We start from the raw sequence: 19525 nt of genomic DNA, 5'->3' as shown, positions 1-19525 counted from the left end.
AAGAAAACACGACCGTGGGGGGAAACTCGGTCGTGTTTTTTAATCTATTTAACAAGAATGGATACAGCACTAAATACCAACAAAATTGCCATAACTATATTAAACTGCTGTCTATATTGCAATAAGAGCTTTTGAAAAATAGAGCCAAATAGACTCCAACTAAATGTACTCATTAAGCCAACCATTCCTAAAAATAATGAGTAAATAAGGAAGCTGGAATAGGAATGGTAATAGGGGAGAATAAAGGTTGCTACTACTGTAAGCCCAAAAAGGATACCTTTTGGATTCACAAATTGTAACAAGATACCTATTAAGAAAAGATTTCGATTCTCTTCATCATTTCCCTCCGTATTCCCTTTACTAGTAAGTGTTTTAAAAGCCAAATATAGCATATAGGCTACACCAAAAATGGTTAAAGGAAATTCAATGATTGGCAGAGCACTTGTAAGTATGATGTTAAAAAAACTACACAATAATGTGAGAACAAAAAATCCAAAACTGACTCCTAAACAAAATGTAAAAGTTTTCTTTAATCCATGTTTATTCGCAAACGTCATTGCCATGATGTTATTGGGACCTGGAGTAAAACTACTAATAAAAACAAATAACAAAAATGAAAATAAAGGCATTTTTGGACCTCCCTTTCATGGGTGTATGTTATAATGTCCAAAATGAACAATATAACGTTGTGTGTTTTGTTATACAAAACGGTCGTTATAATGCATATAGATAGGAGTGATTTTATGGAAGAAATTCATCTTATTCTCGCAAGAAATTTAAAAGCGATCAGAGAGAAGGAGAAATTGAGTTTAGAAAAGGTCTCTCAATTAAGTGGAGTAAGTAAAACGATGATAGGGCAAATTGAAAGAGGGGAATCTAGTCCAACTCTTACAACAATTTGGAAAATAGCGAATGGATTGAAGGTTTCCTTTACTGCTTTAATAAATAATCCGCAGCCTGATACTACAGTGGTATTAAGAAATGAAATTCAAGCATTGTCTGAAGACAATGGAAGATATAGAGTCTATCCTTCTTTTCCATTCCAAGAGGATAGACGATTTGAAGTGTACGCTGTTGAAATTGAAAAAGACGGAGTATTAAGTTCCGAATCCCATAAAGAGGGAACTGAGGAATTTATTACTGTTTTTGATGGAGAAGTAACGATTCGTGTTAGTGAATGCAACTATACATTAAAAAGTGGTGATTCAATCAGGTTTAAGGCTGATAGACTACATACATATTATAATTCGGGAGAAACATTAGCTAGATTAAGTATGACGATATATTATCCAAGTTAATAAGTAACCTAAAAAATCGGCTTCCTTAATATAAAGGAAGCCAATTTTTTACTGGAAGAATGTTTAATCAATCATTTTTTTCGTGATGATCACTTGTATACGAAGAAATAGGACTACCTCATAGAAGTGCTGAATTTTTCTTAATTATCAATATTATGAGCACGATTATATTACTTACATAAAAGATATTAGTGTCTCCCCTCTGCAGCTTCATAGCCCTTTACAAATAATAAAGTCATATAAGAAACGATAAATGAGAAAATGCAATACATGCCAATCCAAAAGAAAAAGGATGGGGGAAACAATGTAACTCCTATTATGAGAAAAATAGCAAACGTTACAATTGGCATCACGTAATATGTTTTTGTTCTACGTGTTCCAATTACTGAAACAATGAAAATAAGTAATGGCCAAATAAATAAGACGAACACCAATTCATTCATGGTCATGTCCCCTTTTTTGAAGAAGTAATCTGTTTCTCGTAAACGTTTTGAGAATATTGTTCTTCTAATATAATTTCAACAAGGGGTTAAAAATCCCTTTGTAAAATCAGTATATTGCAACAATTTACAAAGAGAAAGCGTAAGTAAAGAAAATCTTACTTACGGTTATAATGAATGTTACAATACAAATAATCCTAAAAAATGGAATGAAAGGAGGGCTTATGTTTAAGAAAATAGGTTTTTATGGTGTGATGATTTATTTAATTGTATCTATTATTTCAAGTCGATTCATTGAAAGTGATTGGATAGCGGTTATGATTGCTGTAGTTGGATTGATTTTTGCTTTATTATATCGCCGGGGAGAATGGAAAACATATGGCCGAAAAAAGAAGCTGATTTTAAGTGTTGAGTACGTTGTTTTAATGAGTACGCTCCCATTCATCTTAATGGAAGGCGGTAAACAAATGAACACGATACAGATTCTCCAAGGGTGGTTATCTTTTGCTAAGTTACTATATTTAATTGCTATTTTAATCATAGTGGGCATAATTGTCACAAAAGTAAATGGAAAATTATTAGTAGATAATGAATTTAAAACATAAAAAGTGCTACCTCGTTAAGAGATAGCACTTTTTATTATTTTACAACATGAGTTTTATGCATCTTTTTAATCAATCGAATTTGCCCACGATGGCTGATTTCGTCTTCAAAGACATGGAACCATTTAAAGTAGTTATTTGCAGGTTTGTCATGCCAAAACGGTGTCGTCTTATAGAGCCACTCATCCGGAAGGGATTGGAACGTTGCTATCGTTTTAGCACGAACCTCTTGCAAAGTATTTATATAGTATTCTATTGGGTGATTTTTAATGTTTTGGCGTCCAAGGTCGCCCAATTCAACTCCTGGCAACCAACGTTCTAATTCCTCGTCTGTCGGCTCGCGGTCTTCAAAGGTATGAATTTGATAATAAAACTCAACTGCAGCCATATGATACAAAAGCATCCCAACAGAGTTTGCCGTATCATCGTACAAATAATCGAGTTCTTCAATTGTTAAATCTTGTACATCTTGCATTGTTGTGTAACGAGCATAATTCATCATAGAAACAAGTTTTGAAAACTCTGTGTTTAATCCATCGATCTTATCAATTACGAAATTCAATCAAAATTCCTCCTAGTAAATGACATCTTTATAGAAAGATTTCTCTATGTAGGCAGGAATTCCTGTTAGAATAATAAGAAAAAAACTCCCCTATGATAAATGAAAGAATCATTACATAGAGGAGAGTTTCTTATTAGCCTATAACAATAAGGTCTCTATTCGCCTTTGTAATTACTTCATGTCCATCTTTTGTAATGACAATATCATCTTCAATTCTACAGCCACCCCAGCTAGGGATATAAATACCTGGTTCAACAGTCACAACCATTCCTTCCTGTAAAGTTGATTTACTTTCTTTTGATAATCGAAGTGGTTCATGAAGTTCTAATCCAACGCCATGGCCAGTAGAATGACCAAAGTATTCACCGTAACCGTGATTTGTAATGTAATTTCTTGTTACATCATCAATTGTTTTTGCTGATTCGCCAGGCCGGATTGCTTCGGTTCCTCGTTTTAATGCTTCTAATACAATACCATATATCTTTTCAAATTCTTTGGAGTAACTTCCAATCGCGATAGTACGTGTTAAATCAGAGCAATATCCATTGTAAAGTGCACCAAAATCTAATGTAACCATATCTCCGTTTTCAATCATCTTATTTGTGGCAACGCCGTGAGGAAGAGAAGAACGGACTCCAGAAGCTACGATAATGTTAAATGATGAGGAAGAAGCCCCTTGTTTTCGCATAAAAAACTCTAATTCATCTCGGACATCAAATTCAGATACACCGGGTTTTAGAAATCCTGTTATATGTTGAAATGCTTCATCAGCGATACGTGCTGCAATTTTGATTGTTTCGATTTCAGATTCTTCCTTAATGGCACGGATTGTTTCTACTAGTTCACTTACTTGTACAAGTTCGATGTTTGTATATTTTTTTAACGAACTATACTGTTGTAAGGTCATATTATTTTCTTCGATTCCCAGTCTTTGGATGTTTAATCTAGTAATATGATTTGCGATCTCTTGTTCCATGTTTCCTTTATGCATAATGATTTCAGATTCTTGTACCTGTGTCTTTGCTTGATCGACATAGCGGAAATCTGTAATGAATATAGCTTCAGTTGCAGATAGTAATACGGTACCAGCGCTACCTGTAAATCCAGTTGCATACTGGCGATTTTCCTTTTTCGTAATGAGTAATCCATCTATTCCATATCGATCTAGCTGTTCTTGTATTTTCTTTATTCTTGAAGTCATTTTGATTCCTCCCTTTCACTTCCTTATATAAAGCAATAATTGTGCCAATGTAATTTTCTTTGTATAAGAAATAATTACTACATAAAGTGTCTAAAAGTTTAGGAATATAACTCTTGTTTGTGTCTATATTTTTTTACACGAAACATATAAAGTGTCAATTTTTTTATCATTATATATTGGTTTGATAGAGGGGGATAAGAGGGGAACGTCTTTGTGAAAGATAGGAAATATAATTTTATAAGAAAAAACGCAATGATCACCCATATTCATTGCGTTTTTGTTTCCTATAATCTTAGGCCTTTAATTTCATCACGGTATCAGCATCAGGTGTTACATACAATGTTTGTTGATTATCATATGTAACAAATCCTAGTTTGGCACCGCTTGGTTTTTTAACATGGCGAATTTTTGTGAAATCTACAGGAACAGAACTAGAATCTTTTGCTTTACTGTAATAAGCAGCAAGTTTGGCAGCTTCTAGCAAAGTTTCCTCGGTCGGTTCTAATGAACGAATGACAACGTGAGAACCAGGAATATCTTTTGTATGTAACCAAATTTCATCACGGCGTGCAAACTTAGTTGTTAAATAGTCATTTTGCTTGTTATTTTTACCGACAAAAATTTCTGTTCCATCGCTAGCGATATATTTATCTAATATTGGTTTTGTCGGTTTTTTCTTTGCGTTTTTTAATTTGCGGTTACGCATGTAGCCTTCTTCAGCTAATTCTTCGCGGATCTCTTCAATATCTTTTGAAGAAGCAGCTTCCATTTGTTGAAGTAAGCTATCAAAGTAAAGGATTTCTTCATTCGTTTTTTCGATTTGTTCTTCTACAATTGCAACAGAATTTTTCGCTTTTTGATACTTTTGGAAATAACGTTGTGCATTTTCGGATGGTGTTTTTAATGGATCTAACGTGATTTTTACTGTTCCACCATTCTCGTCGTAGTAGTTAACGACTTCAATTTCTTTATCTCCTTTTTTTAATGCATACATGTTAGCAGTAAGAAGCTCACCGAATAATTGATATTTATCTGCTTTTCCCGCGTCTTGTAATGTTTTCTTTAATTTAACTAATTTTTTTTCATTCTTTGTTTTTTCATTGTACATAAATCGTTCTAAATCATGTGCTTGTTGTTTTACACGGTCGCGTTCTGCTTTTCCAAAGAAGAATCGATCTAATAATTCACTTACAGATGAGAATGTTTTAGCGTCACCTTTTAAATGTGTGAGCGGGAATAGATAAAAGAACTCTTTTCCATTTGCCGTTATCATTGTTGGTTCATATTGGTGTGCTTGCAGCGGTTTTTGTAATGTGAAAAATGCTTCTGATAATGCGTTTTCATTTATCATACCGGCTTTTCTTACAACTTCTTTTGCGAATAGTGGCGAAATCCCCATAAAGGTTCCGACGAGTTGTTTATCCATATTTCCAGCCAAAAAGTCTAGTGGTCTAATAAATTCATCTTGTGTTTCAATCTGCAATGGATTGATTTTATGCTGCGCTGGTGGTGCAACATATTCTGCGCCAGCATATACAGTACGATGCCTATTTACTGCTAAAGAAACGTGCTTTAAGCTATCTAAAATGATATTCGTTTTTGCGTCTACTAAAATAATATTACTGTGACGACCCATTATTTCAATCACTAATGTTTTTAACGATTCGTCACCAATTTCGTTACGGCTTCGAACGGTAATTTGAATGATTCGTTCTAAATCGACTTGTTCAATTTTCTCAATAAATCCACCTTCTAAATGTTTGCGAAGAAGCATACAAAACATTGGTGGTAATGCAGGTGAATCATAACCTTGACTTGTAAGATGCATACGTGTGTATGTAGGGTGTGCGGAAAGAAGCAGTTTTTGATTTTTTCCGTTCGCTCGAATATGTAACAAAATCTCATATTTTGAGGGCTGATATATTTTTGAAATTCTTCCTGTTTGAAGAGAATTAGCAATTTCATGTGTAATCGCTCTTGTAAATAATCCATCGAATGCCATTATGAACACTCCTTTCTAACTAAATGTTAATTATAGCATTTTTTTGGACGGGGCTGAATAAGCTTTCATTAGAGCATGTCTGCAATCAGGAGGTCGATAGCGAGATGAATTGGTATGAAATGCGTGCGCATGAAGTGGAAGAACGAACGAATACAAATGTGAAGGTAGGGCTGTCAGAGCAAGAAGCGGAAGGACGCTTAAAGAAACTAGGTCCAAATGAATTGCAAGAAGCAAAGCGGCCTTCTGCACTCGTTGTATTTTTATCACAATTTAAAGATTTTATGGTGCTTGTTTTATTTGGTGCAACAATTATTTCAGCGTTTTTAGGAGAGTATATTGATGCAATTGCGATTGTGGCAATTGTGATTATTAATGGGATCCTTGGTTTTTTTCAGGAACGAAAAGCAGAAAAATCACTCGAAGCTTTAAAGGAACTAGCCGCCCCACAAGTAACAGTTTTACGAAATGGAAAATGGATAAAGGCGCCATCAAAAGCCCTTGTTCTTGGTGATGTCATTAAATTTTCTAGCGGGGATCGTATTGGAGCAGACATTCGTCTTATTGAAGCATCTAGTTTATATATTGAAGAATCAGCTTTAACAGGTGAATCTGTACCTGTTCAAAAGAAGGTAGAAGCATTACAAGGTGAAAATGTTGCGATTGGTGATCAAAGAAATATGGCTTTTATGGGGACGATGATAACGAGAGGATCAGGAATAGGCGTAGTAGTAGGGACAGGGATGAATACTGCAATGGGACAGATTGCAAATATGTTACAAAATGCAGAGCAAATGGAAACACCGCTGCAAAGAAGGTTAGAACAACTTGGAAAGATTCTAATCGTTGTTGCCCTTATCTTAACGACGCTTGTTGTATTAGCTGGAGTGTATCAAGGAAATGAAGTGTATCATATGTTCTTGGCGGGTGTGTCACTTGCTGTTGCGGCAATTCCAGAAGGATTACCAGCAATTGTTACGGTCGCATTGTCACTCGGTGTACAGCGTATGATTAAAAAGAGAGCGATTGTTCGAAAATTACCAGCGGTAGAAACTTTAGGATGTGCTTCTGTTATTTGTTCGGACAAAACAGGAACGATGACACAAAATAAAATGATGGTAACACATATGTGGTCAGGTGGCGAAACATGGTATGTAACAGGGCAAGGCTATGAACCTACTGGATCGTTTATGAAAGATGAGCAGAAGATTAATCCAACATCGACAAGGTCGTTATATCAATTATTAACATTCGGGTGTCTATGTAATAACGCGAGTATTGTAAAAAAGAAAAAAACGTATGTTTTAGATGGAGATCCGACAGAAGGAGCACTCGTTGCAGCAGCGATGAAAGCAGGAGTATCACGTGAAGCTTTAAAAGAGAAATTTGAAATTATTCATGAGTTCCCATTTGATTCCACACGTAAAATGATGAGTGTGATTGTCCGCGATCGTGATGGTAAAAAATTTGTAGTCACAAAAGGAGCACCGGATGTTCTTTTACAAATGAGTCAAACCATTTTGTGGGGAAATAAACAGCAACCTTTAAGTGAATTGTATCGTAAAGAAGTACAGGCGGCTATTCATAGTCTTGGAAGTCAAGCGCTTAGAACAATTGCAGTGGCTTTTAAGCCGTTAAAAGTTACGGATTCAATTGAACATGAAAGAGAAGTAGAAAAAGACTTTATGCTTGTCGGGATACAAGGAATGATAGACCCACCAAGACCAGAAGTAAAACAGGCTGTAAAAGAGTGTAAAGAGGCTGGTATTAAAACGGTAATGATTACAGGTGATCATAAAGTAACAGCGATGGCAATTGCGGAGCAGTTAGGGATTTTACCGCCGAACGGTCGTGTTATAGAAGGAGTAGAATTAGCAAATATGTCTGTAGATGAACTAGAGAATATTGTGGAAGATACTTATGTATTTGCACGTGTATCACCGGAACATAAGTTGAAAATTGTCAAAGCTCTTCAAAATAAAGATCATATTGTTGCAATGACAGGTGATGGAGTAAATGATGCTCCAGCAATAAAAACAGCTGATATTGGGATAGCGATGGGGATTACAGGAACGGATGTAGCAAAAGAAGCGTCTTCTCTTGTATTGTTAGATGATAACTTTGCCACGATTAAATCGGCAATTAAAGAGGGAAGAAATATATATGAAAATATTCGAAAATTCATTCGTTATTTATTGGCATCAAATGTTGGAGAAATTTTGGTTATGTTATTTGCGATGATGCTCGCACTGCCACTTCCGATGGTTCCAATTCAAATTTTATGGGTCAATTTAGTAACAGATGGTTTACCTGCAATGGCATTAGGGTTAGATAAAGCTGAGGGAGATGTAATGCGAAGAAATCCACGTCATCCGAAAGAAGGGGTTTTTGCAAGAGGATTGGCTTGGAAAATTGTGAGCCGTGGCTTTTTAATTGGTATTGTAACCTTGCTCGCATTTATTATTGCGTTTAATCAACATCCAAATGAATTGAAATATGCACAAACAGTAGCTTTTGCTACATTAGTTTTAGCGCAGCTTATTCATGTATTTGATTGCCGAAGTGAACATTCTATATTCCATCGTAATCCTTTTGGAAACGTGTATTTGGTTGGAGCAGTTATTATCTCGGTGTTATTAATGCTTGTGGTTATTTATTATCCACCATTGCAACCGATTTTTAGTACGATGCCAGTTCAAGCGAGAGATTGGTTATTAATTGTTGGTCTATCGTCTATTCCAACATTTTTATTAGTGGGCTCTTTATTGACAGGGAAAAAGGAGAAGAAGAAGCGTGTGTTGTATAAGAAAGGGCTAAACTTGAAATAGTCAATGATATGAAAATGTGATATAATTTACGAAAGGTAGTAGAGTTGCATCTCTATTACCTTTTTCATTGAGTTATTTCATGGCGTGGATGTGATAAAAATGATTTCTAGTATGACAGGTTTTGGAAGGTCGAAGGTAGAAAACGAAACTTTTCAAATTACAGTAGAAATGAAGTCAGTGAATCATCGGTTTTTAGAGATGAACATTCGACTTCCGAAACAAATGATGGTTTTTGAGGACAAAATTCGTAAGTTAATTGCAGAACAAGTTCGCCGCGGACGTATTGAAGTGTCTGTTAGCATTACGGGTGAAGGGCTTGTGGAAAGAAAGCTGAGTGTGAATTGGCCACTTCTTGAGCAGTACAAATCCATTATGGAAGACGTGAAAACAAAATTTCAATTACAAGATTCCATTACGCTTCAACAACTCATGGAGATGCCAGAAGTAACGGCAATTGAGGAAATGGAAAATGAAAATGAACAATTTGAACAAAGTTTATATGAAGCTGTTCGCCAAGCTGCTAGTATGTTAAAAACAATGAGAGATGGCGAAGGAGAACGCTTACATAAAGATATAGTATATCGTCTACAAGAGATTCATAATTGTGTAAATGCGATTATTCCGCACGCACCGATTGTGATTCAAAAATATCGTGAGCGATTAGAAAATCGCTTAAAGGAATTACATAATCAGGATTTAGATGAACAACGACTGCTGACAGAAGTAGCGATGTTTGCAGAGCGGTGTGATATTCATGAAGAATTAGTTCGTTTGCAAAGTCACTTGGATCAATTTCAAGAAGCGCTTGAGATTGCAGAGCCTGTTGGAAGAAAAATGGACTTTATCGTACAGGAGATGCATCGTGAAATTAATACAATTGGTTCTAAGGCAAACGACTTAACAATTTCAAAATATGTTGTAGAAATGAAAAATAATCTTGAAAAAATTCGTGAACAGGTACAAAATATTGAGTAGCTGTCAAAAAATATATAAAGTTATACGTGGTGGGGAAATCGGATAGACTTACTAGGAGGCGCAAACTATGGCCATGCGGTTTTTAAATATTGGATATGGAAATATCGTATCTGCTCATCGAATTATTGCAATTGTAAGTCCGGAGTCAGCTCCTATTAAACGAACAGTGCAGGAAGCGCGTGAACATAACGTGTTATTAGATGCTACGTATGGGAGAAAAACAAGGGCGGTTATTGTTATGGATGATGGACATATTGTATTAAGTCCAATTCAACCAGAGACGATTGCACATCGTTTAAATAATAAAGAAGATTTAAGTGAGGAAGGGTAGGTTTTACATATTTATGAGAAGTAGAAGAGGGTTGCTCATCGTTCTTTCAGGACCTTCTGGCGTTGGGAAAGGGACAGTTCGAAAAGAATTGTTCAGCCATGAAGATACAAAATTCCAATACTCTATTTCAGTAACGACACGTAAGCCACGTGAAGGTGAAGTGGATGGTGTGGATTATTTCTTTAAAGAGAGAGAAGAGTTTGAAGAAATGATTCGTAACGAAAAGCTACTTGAGTGGGCAGAGTTCGTTGGGAATTACTATGGAACACCAATCGATTATGTTGAAAAGACATTGCAAGAAGGAAAAGATGTGTTCTTAGAAATTGAAGTACAAGGAGCAATTCAAGTAAAGAAAGCTTTCCCTGAAGGTGTATTTATTTTCTTAGCTCCTCCAAGCTTATCAGAGCTTAAAAATCGCATCGTGGGTCGTGGTACAGAGACTGAGGATGTTATTGAAAATCGTTTAACTGTAGCAAAAGAAGAAATCGAGATGATGGACGCTTATGACTATGTAGTAGAAAATGATAAAGTAGAACTTGCTTGTGATCGCATTAAAGCTATTGTGGTTGGTGAACATTGCCGCCGAGAAAGAGTAGCGAAATATTATAAAGAAATGACGGAGGGTATATAATATGTTAAATCCATCAATTGATTCATTACTAAAAAAAATCGACTCTAAATATACATTAGTAACGGTAGCTGCAAAACGCGCTCGTGAAATGCAAATAGCTAACAACTGTGCAGTTGAAAAACCTGTTTCTCATAAATGTGTAGGAAAAGCGTTGGAAGAAATCGATGCAGAAGCATTAAATTATGTACCAAGCGAAGAGAAAGTATCTGATTAAGGCATTCTCTTCGACAAATGAAAACATAGAATTTATACTTTTCTATGTAACGGTAACAACCTATTTACAAGTAGGTTGTTATTTTTTTACGATAGAGCTAAAAAGACATAGTTTTTTGTTTAATGAAATACTGGCACTGACGAACTGGAATGAATACATTCCAGCAGAATAAGTTTGAAAAAGAAAGAGGACGAGTCATATGCTAAAAGAGAAAAAGATACTTCTATGTGTGACAGGGGGCATCGCTGTTTTTAAGGCAGCTGCGTTAACGAGTAAATTAACACAAGCAGGGGCACTTGTAAAAGTAATGATGAGTGAATCGGCGATGAAATTTGTTACACCTCTTACATTTCAAGCGCTTTCTCGCCATGATGTATATACGGATACATTTGATGAAAAAGATTCAGCAGTTATCGCTCATATTGATTTAGCAGATTGGGCAGACATTGTGCTTGTTGCTCCAGCAACAGCAAATTGTATCGGAAAACTAGCAAATGGTATTGCTGATGATATGATTACAACAACATTGTTAGCTACTACAGCTCCAGTCTGGATTGCCCCTGCTATGAATGTGCATATGTATGAAAATAAAATTGTTCAAAAGAATATGATGACGTTAAAAGCATTGGGATATACATTTATTGAGCCTGGAGAAGGTTTTTTAGCATGCGGGTATGTTGCGAAAGGTCGATTAGAGGAACCGGAAACAATTATTAATCGGTTACAAGAAGCTTTTTCAGAACATAAACCATTAAAAGGAAAGAAAATTTTAGTAACTGCTGGTCCAACTCGTGAGAAGATTGATCCAGTACGTTTTATGACGAATTTTTCTTCAGGGAAAATGGGGTATGCGCTAGCGGAAGTTGCTGCTCACTTAGGAGCGGATGTAATACTTGTTTCAGGCCCAACTGCAATCACACCACCTGTAAATGTAACAACTGTGCAAGTAGAATCTGCACAAGATATGTTAGAAGCTGTCATGCAACATTATGGATCTATGGATGTTGTTATTAAAACAGCAGCAGTAGCAGATTATCGCCCAAAATTTGTGCATGATCAGAAGATGAAAAAGAAAAGTGGCGATGCAGTTATTGAGTTAGAAAGAACAATTGATATTTTGAAAACTCTCGGGGAGAAAAAGGAGCATCAACTTCTTATCGGTTTTGCTGCTGAAACGACAAATATAGAAGAATATGCAACGAAAAAGTTACGTGAAAAAAATGCGAATATGATTGTAGCAAATGATGTGAAAGCGCAAGGCGCAGGATTTGGTACGGATACGAATATTGTAACAATGTATAGAAAAGATGGAGAAATTATTCGATTGCCTCTTTTAACAAAGAAAGAAGTTGCACATGAAATTTTAATGCAAATTGAAGCGATGTTAGAAGAGGGTCGTATATGAAATTTGCAAGTGTAATTGTTGATGTACCGGCACGGCAAACAGATCGCCCGTTTGATTATATAATCCCTAAGAAATGGGAAGATATTGTACAAACAGGTATGCGTGTAGTCGTTCCGTTTGGTCCAAGGAAATTACAAGGTTTTATTATTGAAATAAAAGATTCAGTCGATGTGGAAAGTAAGAAGTTAAAAGCGTTGTATGAAATACTAGATGTTACCCCAGTATTAAATGAAGAGTTATTAAAAATTGGATTTTGGCTAACAGATGAAACGCTATGTTATATGATTTCAGCTTTTCAAGTTATGCTTCCAACTGCAATAAAAGCAACTTATAAAAAGCGACTACAGCTCCATAAACCAGAAGAAGTAGCGCCGGAAATTTGTAATTTATTTCAAGGGAAAGAAGCGATAGATTGGGAAGAAATTGCCGCGCACCCACATATGTATCGCACAGTTCAAAAAGAGATAGTAAATGGAACGATTGAAGTCATCTATAAAGTAAAGGATAAAGTGCAAAAGAAGAAACAAAGAGTGGTTCAACCAGAATTACCACAGGAACAATTAGAGGCAGCTGCATTTGAGCTGAAAAGTAAAAAGCAACAGGATGTACTTTATTATTTTGTAGAAAATTATCACAGTGTGGCATTAAAAACATTAACGGAAGAGCTGCAAATAACAGATGCACCTGTGAAGTCGCTTGTAAAAAAAGGATTGCTTTTAGAAAAGTATGTTGAAGTATACCGTAACCCATATGACGACGAAGCTTTTGAACAGACAAAGCCATTTCCACTCACAGATGAACAAAACCAAGTGATTACGCCTATTTTGTCATCTATTGAAGATGGAACATATAATCCGTTTTTACTATATGGTGTTACAGGAAGCGGTAAAACAGAAGTGTATTTGCAATCCATTGCTGCGGTATTAAAAAAAGGTAAGGAAGCCATTGTACTCGTTCCTGAAATTGCATTAACACCACAAATGGTGGACCGTTTTAAAGGACGATTTGGCTCGCAAGTTGCAGTTCTTCATAGTGCTCTTTCTGTTGGGGAAAAATATGATGAATGGCGAAAAATTTTAAGAAAAGAAGTAAAGGTTGTTGTTGGAGCACGCTCTGCTATTTTTGCTCCATTTGAAAACTTAGGAATTATTATTATTGATGAAGAACATGAGTCAAGTTATAAACAAGAAGATAATCCGAGATATCATGCTAGGGATGTTGCGATTTGGCGAGGACAATATCATAATTGTCCAATCGTGCTCGGCAGTGCAACACCGACACTGGAATCGTTTGCTAGAGCGAAAAAAGGTGTTTATGAGCTACTAACTATGCAAAAGCGTATGAATGAACAGGCGTTGCCAACAGTAGAAATTGTTGACATGCGTGAGGAACTGCGTGATGGAAATCGATCGATGTTTTCCAAGTTACTTTATGAGAAGATAGCGGACCGGTTAGAAAAGAAAGAGCAAATGGTTCTTTTTTTAAATCGAAGAGGCCATTCAACGTTTGTCATGTGTCGTGATTGTGGTTATGTCGTACAATGTCCACACTGTGATATATCACTCACCTATCATAAAATGAATAATCGTTTAAAATGTCACTATTGTAGTTATGAGGAAAGTATGCCAACTGCTTGTCCTGCTTGTAACAGTTCGTATATTCGTTTCTTTGGGACAGGAACACAAAAGGTAGAAGAAGAAATTACAAAGCTATTTCCAGAGGCAAGGGTTATTCGTATGGATGTTGATACAACGAATCGCAAAGGAATGCATGAAAAGTTATTAAAAGCCTTTGGTGAAGAGAAGGCTGATATCTTACTTGGAACACAGATGATAGCTAAAGGGCTTGATTTTCCAATGGTTACGCTTGTTGGTGTTTTAACAGCTGATACGATGCTGCATTTACCGGATTTTCGTGCAAGCGAGAAGACGTATCAGTTATTGACACAGGTGAGTGGACGTGCAGGTCGACATGAATTACCAGGAGAAGTAGTGATTCAAACATATACGCCAGAACATTATAGCGTAGAACTGGCAAAGAATCAGCAGTACGATGTATTTTTTGAACAAGAAATGCAAATGAGAAAAATGAGGCAATACCCGCCGTATTACTATGTCGCACTTGTAACCGTTTCACATCCAGAGTTATTAAAAGCAGTTCAAGTAACGGAAAAAATTGTCGGTTATTTACGAACGCATTGCTCACAGCAAACAATGGTGTTAGGACCGGTTGCTTCAGCAATTCCAAGGATAAAAGATAGATATCGATATCAATGCATGATAAAATACAAGCGGGAACCAAACTTAAAGTACGTGCTCAAAATGGTAAATGAACATTATCAGGCAGAAATGCAAAAAGATTTGCAGATCTCAATCGACTTTAATCCAACAATGTTAATGTAGCGGAGGAAAATATGGCAGTTTTAGAAATTGTAAAGCACCCAGATGAAGTGTTAGAAACCCCATGTGAACGGGTAATCAACTTTGATAAAAAGTTAGTGAATTTGTTAAAAGATATGCACGAAACAATGTTAGTTGCAGATGGAGTCGGTTTAGCAGCGCCGCAAGTCGGTGTAAGTTTGCAAGTGGCAGTTGTTGATATTGGTGATGACACTGGAAAAATCGAACTGATTAATCCAGTTATTTTAGAAAAACGTGGTGAACAAGTAGGTCCCGAAGGCTGCTTAAGCTTTCCGGGACTTTATGGTGAAGTGGAGCGTGCAGAGTATATTAAAGTACGTGCGCAAAATCGTCGTGGTAAAATCTTTTTGTTAGAAGCAAATGATTTTTTAGCACGCGCAATCCAACATGAAATCGATCATTTACACGGTGTGTTGTTTACATCAAAAGTGACGAGATATTACGAGGAAAATGAATTAGAAGAGATGTAAAAGGAGCGGTTTTTGAATGATAAAAGTAGTATTCATGGGAACACCGGACTTTTCTGTACCGGTGCTTCGTCGTCTTATTGAAGATGGATATGATGTGATTGGTGTTGTAACGCAGCCAGATCGTCCAGTAGGCAGAAAAAAAGTTATGACACCAACACCTGTTAAGGTGGAAGCGGAAAAACATGGTATCCCAGTATTACAACCGTTAAAAATTCGTGAAAAAGACGAATATGAAAAAGTATTGGCATTAGAGCCCGATTTAATTGTAACAGCTGCGTTTGGACAAATTGTGCCAAATGAAATTTTAGAAGCACCGAAGTACGGATGTATTAATGTCCATGCTTCATTACTGCCAGAGCTTCGCGGTGGTGCACCAATCCATTATTCCATCATGCAAGGAAAAGAAAAAACAGGTATTACAATTATGTATATGGTGGAAAAATTAGATGCTGGTGATATTTTAACGCAAGTAGAAGTGGAAATTGAAGAGCGTGAAACAACTGGTTCATTATTTGATAAATTGAGTGAGGCTGGAGCGCATTTATTATCAAAAACAGTTCCACTTTTAATACAAGGGAAATTAGAACCAATTAAACAAAATGAGGATCAAGTAACATTTGCTTACAATATTAAACGTGAACAAGAAAAGATTGATTGGACGAAAACAGGAGAGGAAGTATATAACCATATTCGTGGTTTAAATCCGTGGCCAGTTGCTTATACGACTTTAGCAGGACAAGTTGTAAAAGTATGGTGGGGCGAAAAAGTTCCTGTAACTATGCAGGCTGAAGCGGGTTCTATTGTAGCGATTGAAGAAGATGGTCTCGTTGTGGCAACAGGGAATGAAACGGGTGTTAAAATTACTGAACTGCAGCCATCTGGTAAAAAACGTATGAGCTGTTCACAATTTTTACGTGGAACAAAACCTAAAATTGGGACGAAGTTAGGAGAAGACGCATGAGACAGAATGTTCGTGAGTTAGCTCTTGATGGTTTAATGCAAGTTGAAAAAAGTGGTGCTTATAGTAACTTACTTTTAAATAACTTGATTGAGAAGAGTCAAATTGATAGAAAAGATGTTGGCTTGTTAACAGAAATCGTTTATGGAACGATTCAACGTCGTGATACGCTTGATTATTATTTACAACCATTTTTAAGAAAAAAGGTAGAGGCATGGGTAAAAGTTTTACTACGTCTGTCCCTATATCAAATGGTATATTTAGATCGTGTTCCAGAAAGAGCGGTAATTCATGAAGCGGTTGAAATTGCAAAACGCCGTGGTCATAAAGGGATTGCAGGAATGGTAAATGGAGTACTGCGCTCAATTCAACGTGAAGGTGTGCCGTCTTTAGAAGAAATACAAAATCCGATATCGCGACTTGCTGTTGCAACGAGTCATCCAGAATGGCTTGTAAAAGAGTGGACTGCAGCATATGATTTAGAAACAGCGGAAAAAATGTGTGAAATGAACTTGATTCCACCTGTTTCAGCAGCGCGTGTAAATGTCGATAAGGGAACAGTAGAAGAAGCGATTAGTTTATTAGAAGATGAAGGCGTAGAGGCAAAACGTGGTGATTTATCCGAAGATGCTATCCAACTTGAAAAAGGAAATGTAGCGCATACAGAAGCGTTTCAAAAAGGTTTCCTCTCTATTCAAGATGAAAGCTCAATGCTTGTTGCACGTGCTCTAGAACCAGAAGAAGGAGATATGGTTCTAGATAGCTGCGCAGCACCTGGTGGGAAAACAACACATATTGCAGAACGCTTAAAGGGAACTGGACAGGTGATGTCACTTGATTTACATCCGCATAAAGTTCGTTTAATTCAGCAACAAGCGAAGCGCCTTGATTTAGAAAATGTTGAAACAAAGGCACTTGATGCCAGAAAAGTTCAAGAGCATTTTGCAAGCGAAAGCTTTGATAAAATATTAGTGGATGCACCGTGTTCTGGGTTTGGTGTAATTAGACGTAAACCTGATATTAAATTAGGGAAAGAGAAAGGCGATAGTGAAAGACTGTCGACAATTCAGCTATCGATACTAGAAAAGGTAGCTCCTCTGTTAAAAGCAGGTGGTCGCCTTGTTTATAGTACGTGCACAATTGAAAAAATAGAAAATGAGCAAGTGATAGAGCGATTTTTACAAGAGCATCCTGAATTTACATGGGATACTACTATGAAAGAACGCATGCCAGAAAAATTACGTCCCTATATAAATGAGGGACAAGTACAAATTTTACCGCATTATTTTGCAACAGATGGCTTTTATATTGCTTGTTTAAGAAAGAAGGTGTAGCATCATGGAAACGACTGTAAAAAAACAAAAGAAAAATTTAGAAACAAAAAAACCATCTATTTACTCTTTACAACTTCATGAAATGCAAGATTGGTTAAAGGAAAAAGGTGAACCGAAATTCCGTGCAGGTCAAATTTTTGATTGGTTATATAAAAAACGTGTAAAAAATTATGAGGATATGACAAACCTTTCCAAAGGATTGCGTGATAAATTGTCGAATTCCTTTGATATTACTACTTTAAATACGCTAGTAAAACAAACATCTTCTGATGGAACCATTAAATTTTTATTCCAATTATATGATGGGTATTCTATTGAGACAGTATTAATGCGACATGAATATGGAAATTCCATTTGTGTAACAACGCAAGTTGGATGTCGTATTGGCTGTACATTTTGTGCATCTACACTAGGTGGTTTAAAACGAAATCTAGAGGCTGGGGAAATTGTAGCACAAGTAGTTGAGGTTCAACGTGCGCTTGATGAGACAGAAGAACGCGTGAGCTCTCTTGTTGTAATGGGTATCGGAGAACCGTTTGATAATTACGATAATTTAATGGCGTTCCTACGCATTGTAAATCATGAAAAAGGAATCCACATTGGTGCGCGTCATATGACGGTTTCAACAAGTGGAATTATCCCGAAAATTTATAAGTTCGCTGAAGAAGATATGCAAATTAACTTTGCGATTTCATTGCATGCTCCAAATACAGAATTACGTTCAAAATTAATGCCAATTAACCGTGCATATAAGCTGCCAGATTTAATGGAAGCTATTAAATACTATGTAAATAGAACGGGGCGTCGTATTACATTTGAATATGGTTTATTTGGAGGAGAAAATGACCAAGTTGAGCACGCTGAAGAACTTGCTCAATTGTTAAAAGGTGTAAAGTGTCATGTGAACTTAATTCCGGTAAACTACGTACCAGAGCGCGATTATGTAAGAACGCCACGTGAGCAAATTTTCTTATTTGAAAAAACGCTAAAAGACCGTGGAGTGAATGTAACGATTCGCCGTGAACAAGGTCATGATATTGATGCTGCCTGCGGTCAGTTGCGTGCAAAGGAGCGCAAAGAAGAGACGAGGTGACAAGATGAAAGCCGTGTTTCTATCGGATAAAGGTAAAGTTCGTCAACATAATGAAGATAGTGCAGGAGTTTTTCATAATTTAGATGGAGATATTTTAGCTGTAGTAGCTGATGGAATGGGAGGTCATCGAGCTGGCGATGTTGCTAGCTCGATGGCCATTCAATTATTCCATGATTATTGGAAGCAAACGTATAGTATGGATACACCAAAAAAAGCGGAAGAATGGTTACATATAAACGTTGAAATGATTAACGAGAGGGTATACGAATACTCGAAGCAACATGTAGAGTGCAATGGTATGGGAACCACTGTTATTGTTGCAATTTGTACGGCAGGGTTTGTAACAATTGGACATATAGGAGATAGTCGTTGTTACATGTTATCAGATGGTGAGATTTCACTTATAACTGAGGATCATTCACTTGTAAATGAACTTGTCAGGTATGGTGAAATTTCAAAAGAAGATGCAGAGTATCATCCAAAAAAGAACGTGCTTTTACGAGCGCTTGGAACAGAAGAAAAAGTTGGATTAGATGTTAAAACATTAGTGTTAGAAGAAAATGATCAATTGCTTCTTTGCTCTGACGGATTATCAAATAAAGTTGCTATGGATGATATGCGAAAAATTTTGCTATTAAACGAACAGCTCGAGACAAAGGGAGAACGTCTTATTCAACTTGCGAATGATCGTGGTGGAGAAGATAATATTACTCTTGTCATTGTTGATTATGTGGATTCGGCAAACGAAAGTAGGTGAATAACAA

The 19525-nt window shown here is 36.4% G+C and carries 19 protein-coding genes; 14 read left to right on the top strand and 5 right to left on the bottom strand.

From position 1 onward, the window contains the following. Positions 1-44 precede the first annotated feature (44 nt). On the bottom strand, positions 45-629 hold the full coding sequence (locus QRY57_RS19175) for a LysE family transporter (protein ID WP_286015876.1): 585 nt from the start codon (positions 627-629) through the stop codon (positions 45-47). A gap of 114 nt (positions 630-743) precedes the next feature. On the opposite strand from QRY57_RS19175, the gene QRY57_RS19170 reads away from it, so the two are divergent. After that, positions 744-1298, top strand: coding sequence for a helix-turn-helix domain-containing protein (locus tag QRY57_RS19170; protein ID WP_286015875.1), 555 nt, complete (start codon positions 744-746; stop codon positions 1296-1298). A gap of 188 nt (positions 1299-1486) precedes the next feature. Here the strand turns inward: QRY57_RS19170 and QRY57_RS19165 are convergent, their stop codons facing one another. Continuing rightward, on the bottom strand, positions 1487-1741 hold the full coding sequence (locus QRY57_RS19165) for a YbeF family protein (RefSeq protein ID WP_026590275.1): 255 nt from the start codon (positions 1739-1741) through the stop codon (positions 1487-1489). A 221-nt stretch (positions 1742-1962) separates the two neighbouring features. On the opposite strand from QRY57_RS19165, the gene QRY57_RS19160 reads away from it, so the two are divergent. Continuing rightward, a complete protein-coding gene (locus tag QRY57_RS19160) occupies positions 1963-2343 on the top strand; it encodes a YoqO family protein (RefSeq protein WP_286015874.1) in 381 nt (126 codons plus the stop codon). A 34-nt stretch (positions 2344-2377) separates the two neighbouring features. On the opposite strand, the gene QRY57_RS19155 is transcribed toward QRY57_RS19160, so the two are convergent. From QRY57_RS19155 to QRY57_RS19145, 3 genes are all read right to left on the bottom strand, one after another. After that, positions 2378-2902 carry a DinB family protein gene (locus tag QRY57_RS19155; RefSeq protein ID WP_026590277.1) on the bottom strand — a complete coding sequence of 175 codons (525 nt, stop codon included), beginning with the start codon at positions 2900-2902 and terminating at the stop codon, positions 2378-2380. Between the two features lie 133 nt (positions 2903-3035). Continuing rightward, positions 3036-4103 carry a M24 family metallopeptidase gene (locus QRY57_RS19150; protein WP_286015873.1) on the bottom strand — a complete coding sequence of 356 codons (1068 nt, stop codon included), beginning with the start codon at positions 4101-4103 and terminating at the stop codon, positions 3036-3038. A gap of 292 nt (positions 4104-4395) precedes the next feature. Next, positions 4396-6105, bottom strand: a complete 1710-nt coding sequence (locus QRY57_RS19145) for an Rqc2 family fibronectin-binding protein (protein ID WP_286015872.1) — start codon at positions 6103-6105, stop codon at positions 4396-4398. Positions 6106-6209: 104 nt separating this feature from the next. Between QRY57_RS19145 and QRY57_RS19140 the strand changes: the two genes are divergently transcribed. The 12 genes from QRY57_RS19140 (at position 6210) to QRY57_RS19085 (ending at position 19518) form a co-directional block, all read left to right on the top strand. Then, a complete protein-coding gene (locus QRY57_RS19140; RefSeq protein WP_026590280.1) occupies positions 6210-8930 on the top strand; it encodes a calcium-translocating P-type ATPase, SERCA-type in 2721 nt (906 codons plus the stop codon). Positions 8931-9029: 99 nt separating this feature from the next. Next, entirely contained in the window at positions 9030-9905 is an 876-nt protein-coding gene (locus QRY57_RS19135; protein WP_026590281.1) for a YicC/YloC family endoribonuclease, read from the top strand. Positions 9906-9972: 67 nt separating this feature from the next. Then, complete coding sequence (gene remA, locus QRY57_RS19130) at positions 9973-10236, top strand: extracellular matrix/biofilm regulator RemA (RefSeq protein ID WP_001251459.1); 264 nt, start codon at positions 9973-9975, stop codon at positions 10234-10236. A 13-nt stretch (positions 10237-10249) separates the two neighbouring features. After that, a complete protein-coding gene (gmk, locus tag QRY57_RS19125; protein WP_026590282.1) occupies positions 10250-10867 on the top strand; it encodes a guanylate kinase in 618 nt (205 codons plus the stop codon). A gap of 1 nt (position 10868) precedes the next feature. Next, positions 10869-11081 (top strand): DNA-directed RNA polymerase subunit omega, encoded by a 213-nt coding sequence (gene rpoZ, locus QRY57_RS19120; protein ID WP_208017104.1) that lies wholly within the window; start codon positions 10869-10871, stop codon positions 11079-11081. Between the two features lie 199 nt (positions 11082-11280). Continuing rightward, positions 11281-12486, top strand: a complete 1206-nt coding sequence (coaBC, locus tag QRY57_RS19115; RefSeq protein ID WP_286015871.1) for a bifunctional phosphopantothenoylcysteine decarboxylase/phosphopantothenate--cysteine ligase CoaBC — start codon at positions 11281-11283, stop codon at positions 12484-12486. After that, positions 12483-14888, top strand: coding sequence for a primosomal protein N' (gene priA, locus QRY57_RS19110; protein ID WP_286015870.1), 2406 nt, complete (start codon positions 12483-12485; stop codon positions 14886-14888). Before coaBC ends, priA begins: the two co-directional genes overlap by 4 nt. 11 nt (positions 14889-14899) lie before the next feature. After that, positions 14900-15376 carry a peptide deformylase gene (def, locus tag QRY57_RS19105; RefSeq protein WP_026590286.1) on the top strand — a complete coding sequence of 159 codons (477 nt, stop codon included), beginning with the start codon at positions 14900-14902 and terminating at the stop codon, positions 15374-15376. Between the two features lie 16 nt (positions 15377-15392). After that, positions 15393-16337, top strand: coding sequence for a methionyl-tRNA formyltransferase (gene fmt, locus QRY57_RS19100; protein ID WP_286015869.1), 945 nt, complete (start codon positions 15393-15395; stop codon positions 16335-16337). Next, positions 16334-17668 (top strand): 16S rRNA (cytosine(967)-C(5))-methyltransferase RsmB, encoded by a 1335-nt coding sequence (gene rsmB, locus QRY57_RS19095; protein WP_026590288.1) that lies wholly within the window; start codon positions 16334-16336, stop codon positions 17666-17668. Before fmt ends, rsmB begins: the two co-directional genes overlap by 4 nt. Positions 17669-17672: 4 nt before the next feature. Next, the gene (rlmN, locus tag QRY57_RS19090) at positions 17673-18761 is read left to right on the top strand and encodes a dual-specificity RNA methyltransferase RlmN (protein WP_026590289.1); all 1089 of its coding nucleotides are present in this window, start codon (positions 17673-17675) and stop codon (positions 18759-18761) included. A gap of 4 nt (positions 18762-18765) precedes the next feature. Next, positions 18766-19518 (top strand): Stp1/IreP family PP2C-type Ser/Thr phosphatase, encoded by a 753-nt coding sequence (locus QRY57_RS19085; RefSeq protein WP_026590290.1) that lies wholly within the window; start codon positions 18766-18768, stop codon positions 19516-19518. The last annotated feature ends 7 nt before the right edge of the window (positions 19519-19525 follow it).

The organism is Bacillus arachidis (assembly GCF_030285945.1).
GTDB classification, from domain to species: domain Bacteria; phylum Bacillota; class Bacilli; order Bacillales; family Bacillaceae_G; genus Bacillus_A; species Bacillus_A arachidis.
The sequence above is the reverse complement of the archived record's forward strand: the minus strand, read 5'-3'. Positions and strand labels throughout refer to the sequence as shown.